At 44.8% G+C, this 22,066-nt stretch carries 23 protein-coding genes; 15 read left to right on the top strand and 8 right to left on the bottom strand.

The window, feature by feature from the left end; genetic code table 11:
• Positions 1 to 135 precede the first annotated feature (135 nt).
• Positions 136 to 1,296 carry an IS30 family transposase gene (locus tag A391_RS0100620; protein ID WP_019896657.1) on the top strand — a complete coding sequence of 387 codons (1,161 nt, stop codon included), beginning with the start codon at positions 136 to 138 and terminating at the stop codon, positions 1,294 to 1,296.
• A 127-nt stretch (positions 1,297 to 1,423) separates the two neighbouring features.
• Here A391_RS0100620 and A391_RS0100615 read toward each other — a convergent pair whose 3' ends face one another.
• Positions 1,424 to 1,801 carry a septal ring lytic transglycosylase RlpA family protein gene (locus tag A391_RS0100615; RefSeq protein WP_135276574.1) on the bottom strand — a complete coding sequence of 126 codons (378 nt, stop codon included), beginning with the start codon at positions 1,799 to 1,801 and terminating at the stop codon, positions 1,424 to 1,426.
• A 158-nt stretch (positions 1,802 to 1,959) separates the two neighbouring features.
• On the opposite strand from A391_RS0100615, the gene A391_RS0100610 reads away from it, so the two are divergent.
• The 10 genes from A391_RS0100610 (at position 1,960) to A391_RS14480 (ending at position 12,669) form a co-directional block, all read left to right on the top strand.
• Complete coding sequence (locus A391_RS0100610) at positions 1,960 to 2,247, top strand: hypothetical protein (protein ID WP_157261312.1); 288 nt, start codon at positions 1,960 to 1,962, stop codon at positions 2,245 to 2,247.
• Between the two features lie 225 nt (positions 2,248 to 2,472).
• Positions 2,473 to 2,898: a hypothetical protein gene (locus A391_RS0100605; RefSeq protein ID WP_019896654.1), complete on the top strand. Its 426-nt coding sequence runs from the start codon at positions 2,473 to 2,475 to the stop codon at positions 2,896 to 2,898.
• Positions 2,899 to 2,959: 61 nt separating this feature from the next.
• Positions 2,960 to 3,289 (top strand): copper-binding protein, encoded by a 330-nt coding sequence (locus A391_RS0100600; protein ID WP_019896652.1) that lies wholly within the window; start codon positions 2,960 to 2,962, stop codon positions 3,287 to 3,289.
• 59 nt (positions 3,290 to 3,348) lie between these two features.
• Positions 3,349 to 4,635 carry a TolC family protein gene (locus tag A391_RS0100595; RefSeq protein WP_029143908.1) on the top strand — a complete coding sequence of 429 codons (1,287 nt, stop codon included), beginning with the start codon at positions 3,349 to 3,351 and terminating at the stop codon, positions 4,633 to 4,635.
• Complete coding sequence (locus tag A391_RS13540) at positions 4,632 to 5,966, top strand: efflux RND transporter periplasmic adaptor subunit (RefSeq protein WP_019896649.1); 1,335 nt, start codon at positions 4,632 to 4,634, stop codon at positions 5,964 to 5,966. The genes A391_RS0100595 and A391_RS13540 overlap by 4 nt, the downstream gene beginning before the upstream one ends.
• Before the next feature lies 1 nt (position 5,967).
• The gene (locus A391_RS0100585; protein ID WP_019896648.1) at positions 5,968 to 9,099 is read left to right on the top strand and encodes an efflux RND transporter permease subunit; all 3,132 of its coding nucleotides are present in this window, start codon (positions 5,968 to 5,970) and stop codon (positions 9,097 to 9,099) included.
• Positions 9,092 to 9,667: a DUF2231 domain-containing protein gene (locus A391_RS13535; RefSeq protein WP_019896647.1), complete on the top strand. Its 576-nt coding sequence runs from the start codon at positions 9,092 to 9,094 to the stop codon at positions 9,665 to 9,667. The genes A391_RS0100585 and A391_RS13535 overlap by 8 nt, the downstream gene beginning before the upstream one ends.
• Before the next feature lie 17 nt (positions 9,668 to 9,684).
• A complete protein-coding gene (locus A391_RS0100575; protein WP_019896646.1) occupies positions 9,685 to 9,894 on the top strand; it encodes a heavy-metal-associated domain-containing protein in 210 nt (69 codons plus the stop codon).
• An 85-nt stretch (positions 9,895 to 9,979) separates the two neighbouring features.
• Positions 9,980 to 12,229 carry a heavy metal translocating P-type ATPase gene (locus A391_RS0100570; RefSeq protein WP_370867186.1) on the top strand — a complete coding sequence of 750 codons (2,250 nt, stop codon included), beginning with the start codon at positions 9,980 to 9,982 and terminating at the stop codon, positions 12,227 to 12,229.
• A gap of 266 nt (positions 12,230 to 12,495) precedes the next feature.
• The gene (locus tag A391_RS14480; protein ID WP_088177629.1) at positions 12,496 to 12,669 is read left to right on the top strand and encodes a hypothetical protein; all 174 of its coding nucleotides are present in this window, start codon (positions 12,496 to 12,498) and stop codon (positions 12,667 to 12,669) included.
• 577 nt (positions 12,670 to 13,246) lie between these two features.
• Here the strand turns inward: A391_RS14480 and A391_RS0100560 are convergent.
• Both A391_RS0100560 and A391_RS14530 read right to left on the bottom strand, forming a co-directional pair.
• Positions 13,247 to 13,879 carry a hypothetical protein gene (locus tag A391_RS0100560; RefSeq protein WP_019896643.1) on the bottom strand — a complete coding sequence of 211 codons (633 nt, stop codon included), beginning with the start codon at positions 13,877 to 13,879 and terminating at the stop codon, positions 13,247 to 13,249.
• A complete protein-coding gene (locus tag A391_RS14530; RefSeq protein WP_019896642.1) occupies positions 13,872 to 14,105 on the bottom strand; it encodes a hypothetical protein in 234 nt (77 codons plus the stop codon). The genes A391_RS0100560 and A391_RS14530 overlap by 8 nt, the downstream gene beginning before the upstream one ends.
• Positions 14,106 to 14,197: 92 nt before the next feature.
• Here A391_RS14530 and A391_RS0100550 point away from each other — a divergent pair, with 92 nt between their 5' ends.
• The 3 genes from A391_RS0100550 (at position 14,198) to A391_RS0100540 (ending at position 16,402) form a co-directional block, all read left to right on the top strand.
• The gene (locus A391_RS0100550) at positions 14,198 to 15,205 is read left to right on the top strand and encodes a hypothetical protein (protein ID WP_019896640.1); all 1,008 of its coding nucleotides are present in this window, start codon (positions 14,198 to 14,200) and stop codon (positions 15,203 to 15,205) included.
• 128 nt (positions 15,206 to 15,333) lie between these two features.
• Positions 15,334 to 15,681: a CidA/LrgA family protein gene (locus tag A391_RS0100545; RefSeq protein WP_029143907.1), complete on the top strand. Its 348-nt coding sequence runs from the start codon at positions 15,334 to 15,336 to the stop codon at positions 15,679 to 15,681.
• Positions 15,671 to 16,402 carry an LrgB family protein gene (locus A391_RS0100540; RefSeq protein ID WP_019896638.1) on the top strand — a complete coding sequence of 244 codons (732 nt, stop codon included), beginning with the start codon at positions 15,671 to 15,673 and terminating at the stop codon, positions 16,400 to 16,402. The genes A391_RS0100545 and A391_RS0100540 overlap by 11 nt, the downstream gene beginning before the upstream one ends.
• 96 nt (positions 16,403 to 16,498) lie before the next feature.
• Here A391_RS0100540 and A391_RS0100535 read toward each other — a convergent pair whose 3' ends face one another.
• From A391_RS0100535 to A391_RS0100520, 4 genes are all read right to left on the bottom strand, one after another.
• A complete protein-coding gene (locus tag A391_RS0100535; protein WP_029143906.1) occupies positions 16,499 to 17,362 on the bottom strand; it encodes a bestrophin family protein in 864 nt (287 codons plus the stop codon).
• A 94-nt stretch (positions 17,363 to 17,456) separates the two neighbouring features.
• A complete protein-coding gene (locus tag A391_RS0100530; protein ID WP_232416121.1) occupies positions 17,457 to 18,461 on the bottom strand; it encodes an NADP-dependent oxidoreductase in 1,005 nt (334 codons plus the stop codon).
• Positions 18,458 to 18,874, bottom strand: a complete 417-nt coding sequence (locus A391_RS0100525; protein WP_019896635.1) for a hypothetical protein — start codon at positions 18,872 to 18,874, stop codon at positions 18,458 to 18,460. The genes A391_RS0100530 and A391_RS0100525 overlap by 4 nt, the downstream gene beginning before the upstream one ends.
• 9 nt (positions 18,875 to 18,883) lie before the next feature.
• A complete protein-coding gene (locus A391_RS0100520; RefSeq protein WP_019896634.1) occupies positions 18,884 to 19,726 on the bottom strand; it encodes an oxidoreductase in 843 nt (280 codons plus the stop codon).
• Positions 19,727 to 19,848: 122 nt separating this feature from the next.
• Here A391_RS0100520 and A391_RS0100515 point away from each other — a divergent pair, with 122 nt between their 5' ends.
• Positions 19,849 to 20,295 (top strand): winged helix-turn-helix transcriptional regulator, encoded by a 447-nt coding sequence (locus A391_RS0100515; RefSeq protein ID WP_019896633.1) that lies wholly within the window; start codon positions 19,849 to 19,851, stop codon positions 20,293 to 20,295.
• 185 nt (positions 20,296 to 20,480) lie between these two features.
• Here the strand turns inward: A391_RS0100515 and cls are convergent, their stop codons facing one another.
• Entirely contained in the window at positions 20,481 to 21,890 is a 1,410-nt protein-coding gene (cls, locus tag A391_RS0100510; RefSeq protein WP_019896632.1) for a cardiolipin synthase, read from the bottom strand.
• Positions 21,891 to 22,066 lie beyond the last annotated feature (176 nt).

The raw sequence follows: 22,066 nt of genomic DNA, 5'->3' as shown, positions 1-22,066 counted from the left end.
ATTTTAATTTATATGTGAATCGTAAAACAACCTAGATTTATAGTAAAAAATAGCTGAGTTTGTCTGCTAAATCCTGTGAGTTCAACCGGTCGATGCAACACGTTATTCTTATACAAAAGAATGAGGTGTTGAAAAATGAAACAGAGACCAAGAATTTATTACAGTGATGAACAAAAAGCCATCATGTGGGATCGGTGGAAAAAAGGTGACTCATTACACGATATAGCGCGGATATTTGACAGAAATCACTCTTCAATAGCTGGTATATTATCTGTGACGGGCGGGATTAGACCCCCTCAAAGAGTAAGATCACATCTAGCATTATCGCTTTCAGAGCGCGAGGAAATTTCCAGAGGTGTGGCAATTCAAGAATCGTTTCGTTCGATTGCCCATCGACTTGGACGCTCTCCATCTACCATTAGCCGTGAAATAAAGCGAAATGAAGGTTGTCAGCAATATCGCGCAACACATGCAGATCAAGCTGCCTGGGATCGTGCGAAACGTCCAAAGCTTTGCAAACTATCATGTAATCAAGGTTTAATAAAAGCCATCACATGTAAGCTACAATTAAACTGGTCACCGCAGCAGATTGCTGGTTGGTTGAAAAGAGAGTTTCCTACAGAAGAGCATAACCAAGTGTCACATGAAACCATCTATCGTAGCTTGTATGTTCAGACTCGCGGTGTATTGAAGAAGGAGTTAATTCAATACCTGAGGACGAAACGTATTATGCGTAGGTCCAAGCATTCGAGCTTAAAAGGAAATGGACTTGGGCAAATTACTGATACAGTTTCGATTAGTGAACGTCCAGCCTCTATAGAGGATCGTGCTATACCAGGACATTGGGAGGGTGACTTGATAGCAGGGTCTAAAAACAGCTACATCGTTACATTGGTTGAGCGTCATTCACGATTTGTAATGTTAGCTAAAATTAAAGACAGAAAATCCGAAAGCGTTGTATCTGCTTTAATTAAGCAAGCAAAGAAACTCCCAAATGAGTTATATAAATCATTAACTCTGGATAGAGGTACGGAGTTTGCAGATCATCGACGGTTTAAAGTGGAGACGAATATTGATGTGTACTTTTGCGATCCAAACAGTCCATGGCAGCGTGGCAGTAATGAAAATACAAACCGCTTGTTAAGGCAGTACTTTCCAAAAGGCACTGACTTATCGGTACACTCACAAGCTAAACTAAGTGCAGTGGCTAGACAGCTAAATGACAGACCTCGTAAAACATTAAATTACGAGACCCCAGCAGAAAGATTCAAAACGTGTGTTGCATCGACCGGTTGAACTCACACCGCAAAGCTGACGGTCAACTATAGAAGCTAACCGACTGTGATCAGCCCAAAGCGGACGTTCAATGTCTGAATTAAGCTGTGCCGCGAAGCGGCGTCACGCATGAAGGAATCGTCATGTGCTACTGAACAACTTCTATACTAACGTTTATCACACCAGAAGATGGGTTGCCAATACTAATAAATGCAGATTTTGAAAGATCAATAACTCGGCCTTTTGCGAATTGGCCACGATCATTTACTTTTACAACGACGCTTTTGCCATTATTCTTGTTCGTTACCTTTACGCTTGAACCGAAAGGGATTTTGTTATGAGCCGCTGTTTTTAAACTATGGTTATACCGCTCTCCGCTAGCAGTTTTTCGATTCTGAAATTTATCAGCGTAGAAAGAAGCTTCTCCCGATTCGGTATGTCCTATCCAATTGTCGCGACCACCACTTGGAATGCTGCTACAACCGGACAAAGCCAGTAAAAATGCGAATATCAATAACGTTTTCAAAATGAGTTCCAATTATCATTTCTATTTTTTATCATACATAGTACGTTCAAGTAATTGCAAAGAGTTTTTTTTAAGCGTAAAATTGATCCGTGAAGTCCAAAATAATTAAATTCATTATGCTGATATGCCTCCCTGTAGAAGGCATGGCAGCAGTAGCTATGCCTAATTGTCAGATGCATGATACCCAGCAAATGCAGGTGAATGCTGACATGAGCAATATGGATGATATGGCTCACTGCGATCACCATGACAGTGCAAAACCAGCTAAAAATGTAACATGTGACAAATGCCTGCCCTGCCATTTAAGCGTAGCACAGGCAATTATTCCATTTAACACCCCTCTGGAATTTAGTGGTGCATTACCTATGTACTCCACCGATATATCTGAAGTTCCGGATACCGTTCCACCCTCACTTTTTCATCCCCCCAGACAAACCTTCGCATAGTGCCGAAGGTCGTCTTGTTTTAAACGGCTCTCGAACTCAGATGCTTATCTGAGTACTTGATCGTACCCAACACACTTCTATTTCTTCGGCACGTATTCCCGGCGGTGGTTTTATATCCGTTCGAGGTCTAGCGTATGGCTGTTTACGCCTATACATAACCGCGCACGACTGCTGAACCACCTCTATGCAATTGCAGTGACTATAAATTGTCTAGGAGTATTTATCATGAAGAATCAAACCATTTACAAAATGATTGCAACACTTGCTGTCTGTAGCATCAGCTTTCTATCTGTGTCCGCGATTGCTGCGCAGGATGAATTTCAAAGGCAGATGACTCAAAAAGTTATGCAAGCCAAGCAGAAGCTTAAAGCAGCTGAGGCCGCCAAAGGCGATGAGCGTAAAAAACTTATGGGCGAACACATGAAAATGATGCATGACAACATGGGCAAAATGCAGGCTATGAAACCGAAGTCAGGCATGACCATGCAGGAACATGAAGAATGGATGAGCGAGCATCAGAAACTCATGGATGAAATGATGAGCCAGATGATGGACGAGCATCACATGATGATGAATATGGGTGGCATGTCTAAAGGGTCAGGTGAAATGGACTGTATGTCCAAAGGAACTGACAATACACACAAGCATTAATTTGTGAATCGGGCGGGCAACGTCCCGCCCAGATTCAATCAAACATTAAAGGATCAAAGAAATGAAAAAGTTATTAATTTGTATGTTCGTTGCGGTATTGAGTATCGCTGCTGCTCCAGTCTACGCAAACGATGCCCATCATCAGACTGCAGATAATCAAAAGAGTTATTCAGCAAAAGGTGAAGTCGTTGCCATGGACAGTGCATTAAGCAAGGTTAAATTGAAGCATGACGCTGTTCCGGAGCTTAAATGGCCTGGTATGACCATGTTTTTTAACGTTGCTGGCAAGGCTCTGCTGGACACAGTAAAGATTGGTGATCAGGTTGAATTCGAGTTCGTTAAAGTCGACGGTAGTGGCCCATTGATTACAAAAATCAAACCAGTTAAATAAGGAATCTGGGCTAGCCGCAATTCAACGTGGTAGCCATACAGATGACTACAGGTATGAAAATGAAAACAAATAATTCAAAAACAATGCTCGTCCTGACCTTCACAGCACTTATGTTGCCAGGCCTTTCCTGGGCGGAAGACGTCGCTTCCGGCAACCCTATCGGTGCCAATGTACAGGAATTACTAAACTGGGCAGACACACATAACCCTGAGCTTACGGCAATGCGATATGAGACGGATGCAGCAAGCGAGCGAATCGCACCTGCAGGCGCTCTACCTGACCCTTTGCTGCGCGTTGAATTTATGGATTTTGCTGGGCGTGATGCGCCTGATGGTTTTAATCCTTTTCCTGGCAAAGGAAGTGGAACTAAATACACTCTAATGCAGAGCATTCCACTTTGGGGAAAGCGGGACTTGCGTAGGGAAGTGGCTACTGCACAGCTTGAGCAGTTTAAAGGACGCAGGCTCATCGGTGTTGCCGAAACCCACGCCCGAATCAAAAACGCTTATGCCCAGTATTTTCAGACTGTTGGCCTCAAGAAGCTTAACGAGGATATCTTAACCTTGCTAGGCGATCTTGAATCGGTCACTCGCGTTCGCTATGCCAGTGGTTTAGTGCCGCAGCAAGATGCAATTCGCGCTCAAGTTGAGAAGACCACCTTACAGTCCGAGATTATCAGCCTGGAGACCGATCAGCAACAGGCTAAGGCGCGTCTTAACGCGATACTGGGGCGGACACAAGGTGCGCCTCTTTCTGCGTTACCAGAGTTGCGTCGTCTGCCGCTAGAAAAGCTGGATACAGTGGCCTTGCAACAAAAGGTGGTACGAAATAACCCACTACTTGCTACACAATCAGCACAAATATCAGCGGCAGATGCTAACAAGCGATTGATAGAAAAGAATCGTTACCCAGATCTAACGCTAGGCATTGCGCCTACTCAACGTGGTAGCAATATCAGTAGCTGGGAGGCGATGGTAGAGGTCAATATTCCTATCCGCTTTGATACGCGCAGGTCCCAGGAAAGTGAGGCTGCCGCTATGCTAGATGCAGCCAAGGAACGTCGTAGCGGAGTAGAGAATCAGGTGATAGGCGAACTTCAGGAAAACCTGGTCGCTTTCGAGGCAGCAGAAAAACAAGGGCGCCTTATTACTTACACATTACTCCCGCAAGCAGAGTTGACCTTCCGCTCGGCATTGGCAGGTTACGAAAACGGTAAAGTGGACTTTGCAACGCTGCTGGATGCACAAAAGGCAATCAGGCTTGCGCGACAAGGCCAGATAAAGATGCGGGTTGAACAGGAAGTCCGCCTTGCAGAGATTGAAAGAATGATTGGGGAAGATTTATGAAGCGCTTTGGAATATGGATTGCACTGGCGCTAGCTGTTGTTGCTGCGGCTGTAAGTGGCGGCTACTGGTGGGGATTGCAGCAGGTTAGCCACCCGTCAGTAGAAATGCCTGCGGCTATTACAGCACCGGCTGAACGGAAGATACTCTATTACCGAAATCCTATGGGATTGCCGGATACATCTCCAGTGCCTAAGCAGGACTCTATGGGTATGGATTACACCCCAGTGTATGCAGATGAGGAAGTTTCTAATAACCAGGTCAAGATCAGTACCGACAAGGTACAGAAGCTTGGCGTAAAAACTGAGCCAGTGCTATCGCGAAAAATGGTCAATACGGTGCGTGCGGTGGGGCAGTTCCAATTTAACGAACAGCGTTTCTCAACAGTCACCACCAAATTTGAGGGATACATTGAAAAACTCTATGTCAATTCAACCGGGCAGCCGGTAAAACGTGGGCAGCCACTGATGGAAGTTTACAGTCCGGAACTGGTATCTGCGCAGGAAGAATACCTGATCGCCTGGAATGGCCGACAGTCATTGAGTAACGGCACCTCGGAATCATTGCTTGGTGTTGGTCAACTGGCTGACAGCGCGCTTAAACGTTTACGTAACTGGGATATTTCAGATGCTCAATTACAGCGTTTGAAAAAGGACGGTAAAGCGACACGTACGCTTACGATGTACTCGCCGGCAAACGGCGTGGTATTGGAGAAAACTGCTGTGCAGGGTATGCGCTTTATGCCGGGCGAACTCCTGTTCAAGATTGCAGATCTATCGAGAGTCTGGCTGCTGGCCGATGTGTTCGAGCAGGACATCGCTCTGGTGCATGTTGGCCAGACGGTGAACATTACTGTCAATGCCTATCCAGGTAAGGAGCTCAAAGGCAAGATTGATTACATCTATCCAACAGTCACCTCTGAGACCCGCACTGCCAAAGTACGGATAGTGCTGGCTAACCCAGACGGAATTCTAAAACCTGATATGTATGCCAGCATTCAACTGATGTCAGGTCATGATGCCAGCGTATTGGCGGTTCCGGATTCGGCTGTGATCGACAGTGGTATACGTCAGGTTGTGCTGGTTCAACTCACAGAAGGGCTGTATGAGCCACGTGAGGTCAAGCTTGGTATGCGTAGCGATGGTTATGTTGAGGTGGCTGAAGGATTAAGTGAAGGTGAGAACGTGGTAGTTCGCGCCAATTTCCTGATTGATGCTGAAAGCAATCTTAAAGCCGCACTAGGGAGCTTTGGCGAGCACAGTTCACATTCAAGCAGTTTGCCGGAACCTGCGGAAACCACTCCTGCACCGGTAACTGGGCACGAAGGGCACTGACATGTTGGAAAAAATTATTAACTGGTCAGTACGCAACGTATTTCTTGTCTTGTTAGCCACGTTATTTACAGTGGGTGCCGGTGTTTATTCGTTGCTAAAAACGCCTCTGGATGCCATCCCGGATTTGTCCGATGTTCAAGTGATAGTCTATACCGAGTATCCGGGGCAGGCGCCACAGGTTGTAGAGGATCAGGTGACCTATCCACTCACTACCTCGATGTTGTCAGTACCAAAATCAAAAGTCGTGCGTGGCTTTTCGTTCTTTGGTGCCAGCTTTGTTTACGTGATCTTTGAAGATGGTACTGATATTTACTGGGCACGTTCTCGCGTACTGGAATACTTGAACAGTGTGACTGGCCGATTGCCACGCGGCGTTACGCCAACGCTGGGTCCGGATGCTACTGGTGTAGGCTGGGTTTATCAGTATGTGGTATTGGCAAAAAATCGCTCTCTTGAGGAATTGCGCGCAATTCAGGACTGGTATTTACGTTATCAGCTGACCAAGGCGCATGGCGTAGCAGAGGTTGCCAGCGTTGGCGGCTTTGTTAAACAGTATCAAGTCGTTCTTGATCCACGCAAGCTGCAAGCCTATGGTGTATCACCATCGCGTGTTACACAGGTGATTCGCGAGAGCAATCGCGATGTCGGCGGACGCGTAGTCGAGATGACGGAAACCGAATATATGGTGCGTGGCAAAGGATATCTGCGCGGCATCGGTGACTTGGAAACACTCGTAGTCAAGGCCGATAAAGGTACACCGGTATTGCTGCGTGATTTGGCAAGGGTTGAATTGGCACCGGATGAGCGACGCGGCATTGCCGAGCTCAATGGTGAAGGCGAAGTGGTCGCCGGCATTGCCATGTCCCGCTACGGTCAGAATGCACTTGAAGTCATCCACAACATCAAGCAAAAACTCGTTGAGCTTGCGCCTGGCTTACCACCGGGCGTTACGGTGGAAACCGTATATGACCGTTCCGATTTGATTCATCGGGCGATTGATAATCTCAAGACCACGCTGCTGGAAGAAAGCATCGTGGTCGCATTGGTTTGCATGCTATTCCTGATGCATGTGCGAAGTGCGCTAGTCGCGATTGTGATGTTGCCGGTTGGTGTTCTGATTGCATTTTCGCTGATGCATGCGTTAGGTCTCAATTCCAACATCATGAGCTTGGGCGGCATCGCGATTGCCATCGGCGCTATGGTAGATGCTGCCATTGTGATGATAGAGAATGCCCACAAGCATATTGAACGGGCACCGCCTGATGCGCCTCGATTGCAGCTTATTATTGATGCCTGTAAAGAGGTAGGCCCTGCGCTATTTTTTAGCCTGCTGATCATTACCGTTTCCTTCTTGCCTGTATTTACGCTGGAATCGCAGGAAGGCCGCATGTTTCAGCCGCTTGCATTCACCAAGACATTCTCGATGGCTGGAGCAGCACTGCTTTCGGTAACGCTTGTACCAGTACTGATGCTGCTGTTTGTACGAGGCAAAATCATGGCAGAAGGTAAAAATCCGGTAAATCGCTTCCTGATCTGGATTTATCGTCCTGTCATTGCATTAGTGATGCGCTGGAAAAAAACTACCATCCTGCTTGCGCTGCTTGTGCTTGGTATCTCTGTCTATCCTCTGACTAAACTCGGCAGCGAGTTCATGCCCACCCTCAACGAAGGCACCTTGCTCTACATGCCAGCCACCTTGCCCGGACTATCTGTGACGAAGGCCGCAGAGATTATGCAAACCCAGAACAAAATCATTAAGAGCTTCCCGGAAGTAGCCTCGGTTTTTGGCAAGGCAGGTCGCGCTAATACCGCTACGGACCCGGCGCCTATGGAAATGTTTGAGACAGTCATTAATCTTAAACCGGAGAGCGAATGGCGTCCTGGCATGAATATCGACAAGATTATCTCGGAGCTGGATAAAGCCGTGCAATTGCCCGGTGTGAGCAACGCCTGGACGATGCCGATTAAGGCACGTATCGACATGCTGTCAACAGGTATCCGCACACCAATCGGCATCAAGGTATTCGGCAGGGATTTGATTGAAATGGAAAAGCTCGCCAAATCTATCGAGGCTGTAGTTAAAAACGTACCGGGAACCACGAGTGCTTATGCAGAGCGTATCACGGGAGGTTATTACCTGAATATTGAGCCGGATCGGATGGCACTGGCTCGCTATGGTCTAGCCGTGGGCGACTTGCAGGATGTGATCAGCAGCGCGCTTGGCGGGGAAGTAGTTACCACGACGGTTGAAGGACGAGAGCGCTTTGGGGTAATCACGCGTTATCCACGCGAACTGCGTTCAGACCCGGATGCTATCGCGCGTCAGGTATTAGTGCCTGCCATGAACGGAGCATTGATCCCGCTAGGTCAATTGGCGCACATTTCCTTAGAGAAAGGGCCGCCTAGCATCCGTACCGAGAATGCATTGCTATCCGCTTATATTTTTGTCGATATTCGCGATAGAGACATCGGCAGTTATGTAGCCGATGCGCAGAAAGCGGTTCGTGAGCAGGTTAAATTCCAACCTGGATATTACGCAACATGGAGCGGCCAGTTTGAATATATGGAACGCGCTAAAGCCAAGATGAAGATCGTGATTCCACTTACATTGCTCATCATCTTCGTGCTGCTATATCTAAACTTCAAGCGCTTAACAGAAACCTTTATCGTCATGCTGTCAGTGCCGTTTTCTCTGGTTGGCGGAATCTGGCTGATGTATTGGCTAGGCTACAACATGAGCGTTGCCGTTGCGGTTGGGTTCATTGCATTAGCTGGTGTAGCTGCGGAGACCGGTGTGATTATGCTGATCTATCTCGATCATGCATACATTGAGCTCAAAACAAAGCGCGAGTCCGAAGGCAAAGTCTTCACTGTCGCCGATATTTATGAAGCCGTGATGGAAGGTGCGGTAGAACGTGTACGACCAAAGATGATGACTGTAGTGGCCATCATGGCAGGTTTACTTCCTATTATGTGGGGAAGCGGCACTGGGTCTGAAGTGATGCGGCGTATTGCTGCGCCTATGGTAGGCGGTATGGTTTCTTCAACGGTATTGACGCTTATCGTGATCCCGGCAATTTACGCACTTATAAAACAAATATCACTCCAAAGAAAAGGAGCTCCGAATGCCTGAAATAATTCCTAACCTGCATCCGTTGATAGTGCACTTTCCAATTGCACTTACCACGGTGTCAGCTTTTTTTCATATTGCGGCAGCTGCAACGCGAGGGAAGCCAATTTTCAGCAACTTTGCCACTCTTGCTCGCACTCTATTGTGGCTAAGCGCATTATCAGTATTGCCAGCCGTGTTTTTTGGCTGGCAGGCTTATAACAGCGTAACCCATGATGATGCCAGTCACGCTGCCATGTTAATCCACCGCAACTGGGCGTTAGGAACATCGATAGTATTAATCATTCTGGCTAGCTGGGATGGTTGGCGCAATAAGATAGATTCACCTCCTGTTTGGTGGTTTGTAGTTGCGGTGATTGGCGCGTGGAGTATGGTCGCCATCACGGCATGGCATGGTGGAGAGCTAGTCTACCGGCATGGCTTGGGAGTCATGTCACTGCCAGTTCCACAAGATGGTGTTGGACATGGTCACTACAGTGACACTGCGACCGACATGAGTGAACATTCCCATGCGGATACAGTGCCAGATGATCAAGTTCATGAGCATTCGCAGCATGAGCATACACACTAAATTTAAGGAGAATCATCATGAAAACAGAATTTTTAAAAGTAACCGGCATGACATGTGGCGGTTGCGTAAATAGTTTAACGCGAGCACTGAAATCTATTAACGGTGTTGATGGAGTGCAGGTGGAGTTATCAACTGGCGATACTCAGGTTCAATACGACGAGAATTTTACTACCTCGGATCAGCTTAGATCGGCTGTGAAAAACGCTGGGTACGGTTTGGTTGGTTAGTTAAGCTACATTAATAATCGAAGGAGTAGAGCCCGTGGATATGCATAACAATAACTCTGAGCAGTTAAAAGATCCGGTATGTGGAATGAGTGTTACTGAACAGTCTCCACATTCTTTGCAGCATTCAGGCAAAATGTTTTATTTCTGCAGTGCGAGATGTAAGGGTAAATTTACAGAAAATCCTTCTCAATATCATCAATCTAATCCTGTTAATACTGAGCCGGTAACTGCCGAAATTAATGCCACAGGTACAATTTATACCTGCCCAATGCACCCCGAGGTACGTCAGGACAAACCTGGTGCCTGCCCTAAGTGCGGCATGTCTCTGGAGCCGGAAATGCCGACTCTGGAAGAAGGTGATAGTCCCGAATTGGTGGATTTCAAACGACGTTTTATTTGGACGTTGCCACTCACCATCATCGTCACAGTCTTAGCGATGCTGGGTCACAGATTACAGTGGTTCGAAATGACAACACAAAGCTGGATCGAGCTCGTTCTTTCATTACCGATTGTATTATGGGCAGGCTGGCCTTTCTTCCAGCGGGGTGTGCAGTCAGTCATTAATCGCAAACCTAACATGTGGACTCTGATTGGTCTGGGTACTTCAGCAGCATTTGTTTACAGCGTTGTTGCTACGGTAGCTCCTGATGTTTTTCCCGAGTCGTTTATGGCGATGGGGCGTGTGGCAGTCTACTTTGAGGCGGCTGCCGTAATCATTTCCCTGACCTTGCTGGGTCAGGTGCTTGAACTGAAGGCACGCTCACAGACATCTGCTGCAATAAAATCCTTACTGGGATTGGCACCTAAGACTGCCCGCAGGATTAATGCTGATGGCAGTGAAGAGGATGTGCCTTTGACGCACGTTCATGTCGGTGACACGCTTCGCGTTCGTCCAGGTGAGAAAGTGCCGGTAGATGGTGTCGTGATTGAAGGCGGAAGTGCAGTAGATGAATCCATGCTAACGGGTGAACCTGTTCCTGTAACAAAACGTGTCGGTGATAAGCTGATTGGAGCAACGCTAAACATAAATGGTGCATTAATGTTGCGCGCCGAGAAGGTAGGTGCTCAGACTGTGCTCTCTAGTATTGTGCAAATGGTGATGCAGGCTCAACGTTCCAGAGCTCCAATGCAGCGTATGGCTGATCATGTGGCTGGCTACTTTGTTGTCACCGTTGTCGTCATCGCGATACTGACATTTTTTGCATGGGGAATATTTGGCCCAGAGCCTAGTTGGGTCTATGGTCTCATTAATGCTGTTGCGGTGCTTATTATTGCCTGTCCATGTGCATTAGGATTGGCAACGCCGATGTCTATTATGGTTGCTACGGGTAAGGCGGCTTCTCAGGGTGTGTTATTCCGTGATGCTGCAGCTATAGAGAACTTCCGAAAAATTGACACCATTATTGTCGATAAGACAGGGACGTTAACAGAAGGCAAACCTAGATTTGACCGTATTATTGCTAACAAAGGGTTCACCGAGGATGAAGTGCTGCGTCTGGCGGCTAGTTTAGATCAGGGAAGTGAACATCCTCTGGCAGATGCTATTGTGCAAGCCGCGCGAGAAAAGGGGCTTGTACTGGATAAGGTAGAAGCATTTGATTCAATTTCTGGTATCGGTGTTAAAGGGATTGTGACCGGCAAAGCACTTGCGTTAGGCAATACTGCACTGATGACGCAAATTGGTGTATTTGTAGAAGATTTGAAGCCACAGGCAGAAGCATTAAGAGCCGAGGGGGCTAGTGTCATGATATTGGCGGTAGATCGGAAAATGGCCGGATTACTAGCTGTTTCTGACCCAATTAAGGCAAGTTCATTAGAAGCATTGAGCATTCTCAGATCGTTTGATATTCGGGTAATCATGGCAACCGGAGATGGTCTTGCAACAGCAAAATCAGTAGCTGCCAAACTTGGTATTGATGAGGTCTATGGCGAAGTCAGGCCTGCTGACAAATTAGCGCTGGTAGATAAATTACAACGTGAGGGCCGTTTCGTTGCAATGGCGGGCGATGGTATCAACGACGCACCTGCGCTAGCTAAAGCGAATGTAGGTGTCGCAATGGGGACTGGAACAGACGTTGCAATGAATAGTGCCCAAGTGACTCTTGTAAAAGGTGACCTGCGCGGCATCGCTCAAGCGAGAGCAATCTCGGAGCAGACGATTATTAATATGAAGCAAAACCTTACCTTTGCCTTCGTTTACAATTCGCTAGGTGTACCTTTGGCAGCTGGTCTGCTTTACCCACTGACTGGATGGTTACTATCACCGATGATTGCAGCTCTCGCCATGAGTTTGAGTTCTGTATCAGTGATTACCAATGCATTACGTTTGAGGTAATACAATTATTCAATCAATATCTAGTGTATTTTGAACGTCTGCTTTGGATAGTCTATAGAGATCAATTCACAAAAATGGAATAGCCGCTTTGTCCCCCAAAGCGGAAGTTTTATATAAAAATTAAAATCGCAATTTATGCATATCAGTGCATTATAAAATCGCAACATTTGCCTATACCTAGTAGCGACATTTGGTTAAATATGATTGTAAGAATAGTTGTTTTCACTCGGTTTAAAATCGCAGCTTATGCCTTAAACCACAGTTGTATGGCTACTAATCCACCTAAAGGTGATGGGCATAGAAATGGTGCCGTACGTGACCGCTCACAAGTCTATAACCCTCAAAATGATAAATGGACTAAACGAGATTTAAATAATGGTCAGTTTATGGATCAAAAAGCCAATGGCACACCTTTTAAAGGTGTGCGTAAAGAGAAGTAAAGTTTAATTGAATAAATTTTTCCTATCAAAACCAGTTAGTTTTGATAATGCATTTTCTTAAGGGGAAAATTTCAGGTTTGTTGTTAGGACGCTGTTGGTTTTATTAACCTTAACCGTTGCATTCGAGCGGGAACTCGAAAATTTAAGCAACAGAAAGGGGGTGAAGCCAAATGAGCCAACTTAAGTTGCCGTTGGATATACCAGAGGGTTATCAGATAGTTTTTGTAGCCTCGATAACCCTGAAAAACGGAAAGAAAATTTATGTCAACTTTAAAGTCAATAATTGTTACAATTTATTCCATGTTGTAACTATTTCACACATTTGGGGTGAGTAAACAAAAATAAGCCAAGCTCGTAGCCAAGTATGATGCGTAATAATCTAAATCTTCACCATTCCCTCTCGCTGAGTTACTTTACTTTTGCTTGCTCAAGCCTACGTGCGGCAAAGGGGTTATACAAACCATGCGAGCACGAAAACTTAACGGCGTAAACACCTTAATTTTTTGCAATATCATTTTGATTACAACACGAGTTAATCTCGGATAAACTCGCATTAAATATGCAACTCAAACGTAAATTAAAAAAGAATATCTTGTGCTCCAAGTAAGTCAAACTCGTATGGGAAATTTCTGTGCTTCCTAACCACAAGATTGCTCGGGTCATTTATTACATCTTTCGCATTGACCTCTATCCACCAAAATTGCTTCAAGGCAATCTCCTTTTCTAACGGGACTGGGTGTTTATGATTAACTTCTATTAATAATATAGGGTTGTTATTTTCGTCCACAATCGCAAGGTCAATTCGTTTATTTATTGCTTCAATTGTGAACTCCTTTTTAATGATACATTTAGGTAAAAAAGGTAAAATCTTTTGTACACCATCTGGTGTCTCGAACAATAGCAGTGGCATGGGTGACTTTCTCTCCAGCCCATTCTTAAAAAAATGACTAAGTAATTCGATGGCTCGTGTGTGAGTATCCTGCGATTTTGAATGTGCGTTTTTATAATCAATTACATCATTTTTATTTGGGTAATGTTTAAAAAATGCTCGCCCATTTTTACTTATAGAAACAAATACATGATTTCTACATTCTGGGTTAAAGCACTCATACAAACCCTTTCTTGCATTATTCGAACCTTCTTCAGGCTTAATTCTTCGGCCAGTTTCAACATTAATAGCATACGGAATATTCTGAGAGGTATTAGCCATTATTACTACCTCTACTTTTAATATCATTTATGACTTTATGCTTGAATTGGCTAAATACAATCCAATTGTTGTAATGACTATTCCAGCGCCCGCGATTACGACAAACACCATCAATAATGTATGCAATCTCTTGGTTGCATGGATGCCATATTGCGATGTCTCCTGATGGCAAGTACCTAATTTGAACAGGGACATTATTGATGTAGTAGTATTTAGAAAGTACCATTTTTACCCTCCTAATAATTAAGTAGGGTTAGGTTAGGTCTTTTTAGAGATGGCAAAAATCCTTAAACATGTTAATTGGAGGTTGTGTAGGTTATGGATGAGTTGAAAAATCAAGAACAATTAAAACAACTTGCAAATTGTTTAATCAAATTTATATCTAAGGACAATCCAAATACCTATGACTACAATGTTCTTCAATTTATTGCTACAGAAACGCTAAGAAGAATTTCAAGTCAGGAAGTTTTTAGCCAGCCCACATTCACATCAAAAGAGATACAAAAAGGAGTTTTGCCAGAAGCTGAGGAGAGTAAAGCAAGTAATTGGTTAAATCCAATTTATACAAAATTAGAAGATAAAATTAAAGTTCAAATCGAGAGCCCTCTCTCACGTTTTGCCCAACAAGAAGGATTAAATTGCTATCCATGGATTGAAAAGACATCAACTATCGGCGGTCAGGGGAACGCCTCAAAGTACAAACTTGTTGGGCTGCCTATACTTGAAACCAAAAGTAATCTTTTAAAAAAATATGAAGCTAAGGAAGGGGAGATCGAATATACCCCAGTAAAAGAAATTCAAGCGACAATTTTTGCAAAAATAATGTTAAGCAGAGAGTTGGCAATGTCAGGGTTAAGGAAATGGTTAATGATTCTTTATCCAATCATTTCAATTATTGTAATCACCTCAGTTGCCTATTTGGTTTATTTAAATTGGTTTTTAAATCCAAGCATAATTACAACTAAGACATTGGCTTTATTAGTATCATTTTTTATTGGGTATTTAATTGCAAAATCTTATAAAGACAGAGCGGATAGATTTGTTGAGGACAAAGTCATCATGGCCTCTGATTGGTTTGTTAAGTATAAAGAATCCAATGTGCTTCAAGAACTTGTTACTATTAAAAATGAAAAGGATGAGCTATCTCATAAAGAAGTTCGATTAACCAAGTATGTGTCAACATGCAATATCTGTGGTGCGAAGGTTTATTTAGAAAACGGTGAGCCAGAATTTCCAAGAAGAATAGTTGGTAGGTGTGGTGAGAGCCCAAGAGAGCATGTTTATTCGTTTGATAGAGTGACATTGATTGGTAAAAAATTGCTTTGAATATAAAAAACTCCACCATTTTTTAATGTTTCCCGTGTAACCATCCCTTAAAATAGGGATGGTTACATTGAAAAAAATCAGTAACCCATTACAATCTATCTACAATTATTTTTAAGAAATTCTCAACAGTGATAGACGGCCTAGTACAAATCTTAATCTGGCAAGGAATGGGGGAGTTAATCTCTAAATTCTTTATTCCTGATATTCCGGGCCCTGTGATTGGTTTGCTGTTATTACTCAGCTTTTTGGTGATTAAAGGCGAGGTTAACCAGCCGTTGGGGATGGTGGCTGATACGTTCCGTCAACACTTGGGTTTGCTGTTTGTGCCGGCATCTGTGGGTGTAGTGTTATTTTTACCCGACCTGAAAACGCATGGATTAGCGGTCACTTTGGCATTATTAGTGAGTGTGGTGCTGACGATTGCTGTCACCGCATTGGTGCTTAAGTTTTTCTGGAAGGCGACCCATGACGAATGACCGCTTACCGATCTCTGAAATTTGGGTGTATCTTTCCGGTGACCCATTATTTGCGCTGGTGCTCACGTTAGCGACCTACCAACTAGGTTACATGATTTACGTTAAAGTGAATCGCCACCCTGTTTTTAGCCCTGTCGCCATTTCGGTGTTATTGGTCACTTGCATTATTTCATTCATGGATATGCCTTACCAAAAATACTTTGAAGGCGCGCAGTTTGTGCATTTTTTATTGGGGACAGCAACGGTGGCGTTAGCTGTGCCCATTTATCGTGGCTTTAATGATTTAAAAGGTAAGCTATTCCCCATTACACTCGCATTAACTATTGGCAGTGCAGTGTCGATTTTTGTAGGGGTAATGATTGCGAAAAGCATGGGGGCTGGTAGTACGATTGTCGGCAGCATGTATGCAAAATCCGTCACCGCACCTATTGCCATGGGCATTGCCGAGCGCATTCATGTATCACCCACCCTCACCGCTGTGTTTACGGTGATTACGGGCATGTTGGGTTCTATCTTAGCGCCGTATATTTTCAATGCGCTCAATATCCAACATTGGTGGATGCGCGGCACTGCCATTGGTGTGGGTGCGCACGGTTTAGGCATTACCCGTGCGTTTAGCATTAATGATGAAGCTGGCACATATGCGAGTATGGCAATGGGCTTAAATGGCGTATTGAGTGCCGTGTTATTACCATTTATTATTGGGTATATTCGTGCTTAGTTAAGGTCGGTGGATAACTCGCTACCCATGCATGAATATAAAGCGCTACGTGGGCAATCATTGCCCACCCACCCTAATTGTATGGGCTATCGGTGCTTACAGCAACTCTTCTACATGCTTTTTAATATTCGCCGCAATTTTCTTGGTAGGTAAATCGTTATCATCATTACCAAATGGGTCTTCAATCTCTTCGGCAATCAGTTCTAAGCTGGCTAGCACATAGAAAATAAACACGACAACGGGTATCACGTAATAGCCCAAGCTGAACACGTAGCCAAATGGCAGTGTCATGACATAAAAGAAGATAAATTTCTTAATAAATGCACTATAAGAGTAGGGGATTGGGGTGTTTTTAATTCGTTCACAAATGCCGCAAATACTGGTAAACGATTGTAGTTCGTCGTTGATGATATAGAACTGGTCGCCTGTGATTTTGCCTGATGTGTATAGCTCGTTGGCTTTTTGAAACAGGATTTTAGCCACTTGGTTGGGGGCGTGATTGTGCTGGTTGATTTGTAACGCTAAACCTTCAAACAGCATTTGGCCGACTTCTTCGTTGGATAGGTGATTAGAGAGCACTGAGGCATAGGTCGGGATGGCTTTTCTAAAGAAGTTGCGGTCACTTTCTTCAGATAAGTAAGCGGAAAGTTTGAGCGCCAGATTGCGGCTGTTGTTGACGAGTGCGCCAAATGTTTTTCTGCCTTCCCACCAGCGTTCATAAGCGGTGTTGGTTCTGTAAGCCAATAGTAAGGACAAAACAAACCCGACCGTGGTGTGCATTAACGGGATATTCTTCACATGACTTTTATCGGAAAGTTGCCAAAACTCTAACTCTAAGTAGGCAATGCCGCCAGCGTACAGCCCAATGAATATCATCATGGGGATGAGCCGTCGAAAGGTATCCGACTCGTGAAAACGGAAGATAAAGATAATCCAGTCTTTTGGGTTGTATTGAATCATTGTTTGATATTTGATCTTAGTTGATAGACTGGAGCCAGTTTATCATGACGAAGCTAAGTCGCGTGGCGATGGGTTCCACTGAGTGTAGACGTATTCAAATAATTTTAACCACGACTTTTCCCTTGGCTCTGCCTGCTTCAAGGTAGGCAAGTGCTTCTTTTGCTTGATTAAACGGAAATATTTTATCGATGACTGGTTGTATGACGCCTGCCTCTAGAAGCTTTCCTATCTCTCCTAGTTGCTGGCCATCAGGATGTGCAAACAAGAATGAATACTCGACATTCCGCTTCTTGGCTTGGCGAATTATCTTGTAGCTAATCAGCCCAAATATAAACTTCATGAGGAAGTTCATGCCTCGGGCATGAGCGAACGCAGCGTCTGGTGGGCCGATGAGCGACACGACCTTACTCTCTGGTTTTAATATACGAAGTGATTTCTCGATTCCATCACCTCTCACAGTGCCTAGCACTGCGTCGTAACCCTGTAGTACATCTTCAAATGCTTGCTTCTTGTAATCGATTACTTCATCAGCGCCGAGGCGTTTTACTAGATCTACGTTACCCGTGCTGGTTGTTGTTCCCACTTTTGCGCCGAGATGTTTTGCGAGCTGAATCGCGAACGTGCCAATCCCGCCAGAACCCGCAGGTATGAATACTTTCTGACCAGGCTTGAGATTTGCCCGCTCTTTGAGGGCTTGCCAAGACGTGAGCCCTACCATTGGGATAGACGCTGCTTGCACGAAATCTAGGTTGGTTGGTTTGATGGCGGCGACGTTCTCGGGCACAACAGCAAACTCAGCAAGTGCGCCGGTACCTAAATCGAAAATGCTGGCGAATACTGCATCTCCCGTTTTAAAGCGGGTCACGCGACTTCCTACCTCTACCACAACACCTGCTACATCGCTGCCCATGGTAGCGGGTAGTGTTAATTTGAGAATGGCTTTGAAGGTTCCCTTAGGAATCATATTGTCGATCGGATTCAGTCCCACGGCATGCACTTGGACGAGCATTTCATCGGGCTTGATTACAGGCGGGGAAATGTCTGCAAACGCGAGCTGATCAGACTTGCCATAACGCTTTAAGATAAGTGCTTTCATCATTTTTTCCTCTGGTTTTTATTGAGGCTTTTTGTATTGTTGCATGCGCACCCTACATACGTAAACGCCAGCGCAAGACCGATTTCAACAAAGATGGCAGGCAATATGCCGCTAGATGCATGCCCTACATAAAGCTCGTAAGCGCCAAGCGCCGCCAATATCAAGCAAGAGATGATGGTTCCGTGAATAAGTGCTGTACGGGTTGCCGAATGTTCTGCATTTCTTGCAAAGAAAAACATCGCGGCGATACCTATATAGAGTGCTGCGATTCGTCTTGCCATCAACCCTACTGAGGTTGTTAATTCCACTCCCCAACTGGCTAACATTTGGGACGGCGCAAACATTAAGATGATGGCCAGCAATATAAACAAGATTGAACTGAACACTGAAAGGCGATAGAAGGTGAATAATTTCATGATGGTTGCCTAGGGTTGACTCGCTATTTTTTCAAGTGAATCAAGTTTTAGCTCTTGACGAATGCCGATATCAACTAAGGCCGCAGGGGCAAATCTTCTCAGTAAACTTAGCCGGCACGCTAATTTACCAGCAGCGTAACGTAACTTAGGATGTTTAGCGTTGGCAGCTTTTAATACAACGTTGGCAACCACTTTGGGATCGTCGCCTGCCGCAATAGCCAGTTTCATCAATTTTGCGAGTGCTTTCCGCGCAATATTGTATTCATCTATTTTGGCGTCTACTTCTAAAGTGTTGGCTTCAAAATGCGTATTGGTATAGCCTGGTTCAACCACAGAAACACGGATGCCTCTTGTTCGCAACTCATGGTCTAAAGATTCTGAGTAACCTTCTACTGCATGCTTAGTGGCGGCATAGGTGGCCATGTAAGGTGCTGGTATCAACCCAAGGATGGAGCCGATGTTGATGATTCGCCCTTTACCCTGTTTTCTCATATAGGGTACTACGGCACGCGTCATGCGGACAATCCCCAAAAAATTGGTGTCAAAAATCATCTTGGTTTGTTCCATTGAGCTCTCTTCGGCACCACCAGGCGCTACGCCAAATCCTGCGTTGTTTACAACTAGATCAATCCGGCCTTCAATGTTGACTATTTCTTTGATGGCAGCTTCAATCGATGCTTCACTGTTCACATCTAGCGTAATCATCTTATAAGAGCGTTGAGCTGGTTGCACTTCTTTACGGCTTGTTCCGTACACCTTATACCCGGAATTGGCGAGTAACTCTGCTGTAGCTTGGCCAATACCTGAAGACGCACCTGTCACAATGGCAACGCCTAATTCTTTCTTGCTCATATCAATCTCCTTAGGATGGATTATCTAACTTGATAGTGATACTATCGAACTGAAAGTAACTGTCACTATCAATTTGATAGTATGTTACTACTGGTTGAATACTATGTCACTATCAAAATGATATGAACTCGAAAATTAATGCTAAAAATTCTTGTCCAATCGCTAGGAGCCTCGATTTTCTTGGTGATGCGTGGAGTATATTAATACTTAGAGATGCGCATGCTGGCCTCACGCGCTTTGAGCAGTTTCGTAAAAATCTCAGTATTGCGCCGACAATACTCACCAAACGTTTGGCGACGCTCACCGAGGAAGGTATCCTTGAAAAAAGGGTCTATTCAGAACACCCGCCGCGTGATGAATATGTGCTGACAACAGCAGGCAGAGACTTCCTTCCTGTACTTTTTATGATAGGGGACTGGGGGCGGAAATACCGTGGCGATGGTAAATTAGTGCGCTTCCTCGATGCAGAAGCAGGGACAGAGATTAAACCTGTCCTGCTAGATGAAGTGACAGGGGCAAAAATTGGCTCTCGTCCGATACAAATTATCCAACCAGACGTGGAGATGTAGACAAGATATCGTCTTTGTCGCCAAGCGATACTCATAACATCCATTTGATGTGGCATCACATTAGACTGGCTAAAGGAGCAAGGCGAGTAATGACAAATCAAGCCCAATCGCTTGGGTAAAGCTAAATGACGGATGATGGTTTGTCTAATGTCTTGTAGATTGAAAACCCAATAACCGCTATCAGCTTAAAGCCAGCGTGCCCATAAGCGTGCAGCTCTTTCTTTAATGCGCGTGCTGATTGAGCGCTTTCTCCATGTTTCCAGCGTGATTTCTTTTGAAGATTGTAGGTCTTTTTCAAACAACACCTGCATTTGTGTGCCGAAGCTTTGGCCCAGTATGACGGCGTTAATTTCCTGATTGTGGACGAAACTACGCCAATCTAGATTAGTTGAGCCTACCGTTGACCATACACCATCGATCAGCGCGGTTTTTGCGTGTAATAGCGCGTCTTGTCGTTCATATATTTTGACTTTTGCACTCAGTAGTTCGTCGTAGTAAGAACGTGAGGCATAAAATACCAACGCTGAATCTGTTTTTGCAGGTAATAGTAGTCTTACATCTACACCACGTTCAACAGCATCTTTCAAGGATGCTAGCAGTTGCGGATCAGGCACAAAGTAAGCGTTAGTTAAAAAGACCTGAGTTTCTGCACTGTTGATGGCAGATAGCAGGGTGGAATAAATCTGACTATAGGGTTCATCGGGAGAGCTTCCGATCGCTCGTACCACCTCGTTACCTTGACTGCCTGTTTCAGGGAAATACTTTTTAACGGTTAGTGGCTCGCCTTTTTGCTGATTCCATGTGGCGATAAACAGTTTCTGGAATTCGCTCACCACTGGGCCTGACATGCGTAAGTGAGTGTCACGCCAAGGCACTTTTCCTTCGCCTGATTTGGATTTTCTGAATGAGCCACTGCCACGCGAACCACTGGAATAAACGCTGCTAATATTGATACCACCCGCAAACGCGGTTCCACCATCTACGATTAGTAATTTACGGTGATCGCGCAGGCTGACTTCCCAACTTTTGCGCGAATTAAGCGGGTTGATAGGATTAAACTCCAGCACGTTGCCACCACTTTCTATCAACGGAACAAAAAACTCTTTGGGTGTATTCATGGAGCCTACACTGTCGTAAATCAGATTGACTTGAACGCCACTCCGTTGCTTGCTGACTAGTATGTCAATAAAGTGTTGCCCGATTTCATCATTTTCAATAATAAAAGTTTCCATATTGATATGATCTTTTGCAGATTCAATCGCTGCAAACATGGCGTTATAGGTGCTTGGGCCATCCACCAGTAGCTGTACCTGATTACCAACGACTAATGGGCTGCCGACAATCTCAGCTTCTAAGGCTAAGTGTTTATCAAATATATTGGTGTCTGCACCATTCTTTTCTAGTTTGGCGAGAATCTGTTTAGTCTGTTTAGGGGAGAGTGGGCCGTGTGCGCCGTCCAGTTGCACCGCTTTGGCAGGATGCATTGCCATATCGGGCACCATGGTGGGGATTGCACTGCACCCGCCTAGCAATGTAATGCTAAGCATTGCTAGTAGTTGCTGAAACTTGAAATACCAAACTTTTTGTAACAACATCGGTATCTCCAGCAAGCTGTACTTTGATAATACGAAGAAAAATAAAAGTGTAGCGTTAAGGGGAAAAACTACTGCCATTAATTTTCAGCATTGTAGAATCACAATGGAGATATACACATGATTGAATATACACATATTCACACAAAAGATATTAATTATTTATCTTGATATGTGGT

Origin of the sequence: Methylotenera mobilis 13 (assembly GCF_000384255.1) — a bacterium.
Lineage (GTDB): Bacteria > Pseudomonadota > Gammaproteobacteria > Burkholderiales > Methylophilaceae > Methylotenera > Methylotenera mobilis_B.
This window is presented reverse-complemented; position numbering and strand designations above follow the sequence as displayed.

Bases quoted from the DNA above. Each gene is read 5' to 3' on its own strand.
- A391_RS0100530 (WP_232416121.1), bottom strand. From the start codon at position 18,461: ATGATGAAAGCACTTATCTTAAAGCGTTATGGCAAGTCTGATCAGCTC.
- A391_RS13540 (WP_019896649.1), top strand. From the start codon at position 4,632: ATGAAGCGCTTTGGAATATGGATTGCACTGGCGCTAGCTGTTGTTGCT.
- A391_RS0100535 (WP_029143906.1), bottom strand. From the start codon at position 17,362: ATGATTCAATACAACCCAAAAGACTGGATTATCTTTATCTTCCGTTTT.
- A391_RS0100585 (WP_019896648.1), top strand. From the start codon at position 5,968: ATGTTGGAAAAAATTATTAACTGGTCAGTACGCAACGTATTTCTTGTC.
- A391_RS0100610 (WP_157261312.1), top strand. From the start codon at position 1,960: ATGCCTAATTGTCAGATGCATGATACCCAGCAAATGCAGGTGAATGCT.
- A391_RS14480 (WP_088177629.1), top strand. From the start codon at position 12,496: ATGGCTACTAATCCACCTAAAGGTGATGGGCATAGAAATGGTGCCGTA.
- A391_RS0100560 (WP_019896643.1), bottom strand. From the start codon at position 13,879: ATGGCTAATACCTCTCAGAATATTCCGTATGCTATTAATGTTGAAACT.
- A391_RS0100575 (WP_019896646.1), top strand. From the start codon at position 9,685: ATGAAAACAGAATTTTTAAAAGTAACCGGCATGACATGTGGCGGTTGC.
- A391_RS0100515 (WP_019896633.1), top strand. From the start codon at position 19,849: ATGAACTCGAAAATTAATGCTAAAAATTCTTGTCCAATCGCTAGGAGC.
- A391_RS0100620 (WP_019896657.1), top strand. From the start codon at position 136: ATGAAACAGAGACCAAGAATTTATTACAGTGATGAACAAAAAGCCATC.
- A391_RS14530 (WP_019896642.1), bottom strand. From the start codon at position 14,105: ATGGTACTTTCTAAATACTACTACATCAATAATGTCCCTGTTCAAATT.
- cls (WP_019896632.1), bottom strand. From the start codon at position 21,890: ATGTTGTTACAAAAAGTTTGGTATTTCAAGTTTCAGCAACTACTAGCA.
- A391_RS0100600 (WP_019896652.1), top strand. From the start codon at position 2,960: ATGAAAAAGTTATTAATTTGTATGTTCGTTGCGGTATTGAGTATCGCT.
- A391_RS0100525 (WP_019896635.1), bottom strand. From the start codon at position 18,874: ATGAAATTATTCACCTTCTATCGCCTTTCAGTGTTCAGTTCAATCTTG.
- A391_RS0100540 (WP_019896638.1), top strand. From the start codon at position 15,671: ATGACGAATGACCGCTTACCGATCTCTGAAATTTGGGTGTATCTTTCC.
- A391_RS0100570 (WP_370867186.1), top strand. From the start codon at position 9,980: ATGAGTGTTACTGAACAGTCTCCACATTCTTTGCAGCATTCAGGCAAA.
- A391_RS13535 (WP_019896647.1), top strand. From the start codon at position 9,092: ATGCCTGAAATAATTCCTAACCTGCATCCGTTGATAGTGCACTTTCCA.
- A391_RS0100550 (WP_019896640.1), top strand. From the start codon at position 14,198: ATGGATGAGTTGAAAAATCAAGAACAATTAAAACAACTTGCAAATTGT.
- A391_RS0100605 (WP_019896654.1), top strand. From the start codon at position 2,473: ATGAAGAATCAAACCATTTACAAAATGATTGCAACACTTGCTGTCTGT.
- A391_RS0100520 (WP_019896634.1), bottom strand. From the start codon at position 19,726: ATGAGCAAGAAAGAATTAGGCGTTGCCATTGTGACAGGTGCGTCTTCA.
- A391_RS0100595 (WP_029143908.1), top strand. From the start codon at position 3,349: ATGAAAACAAATAATTCAAAAACAATGCTCGTCCTGACCTTCACAGCA.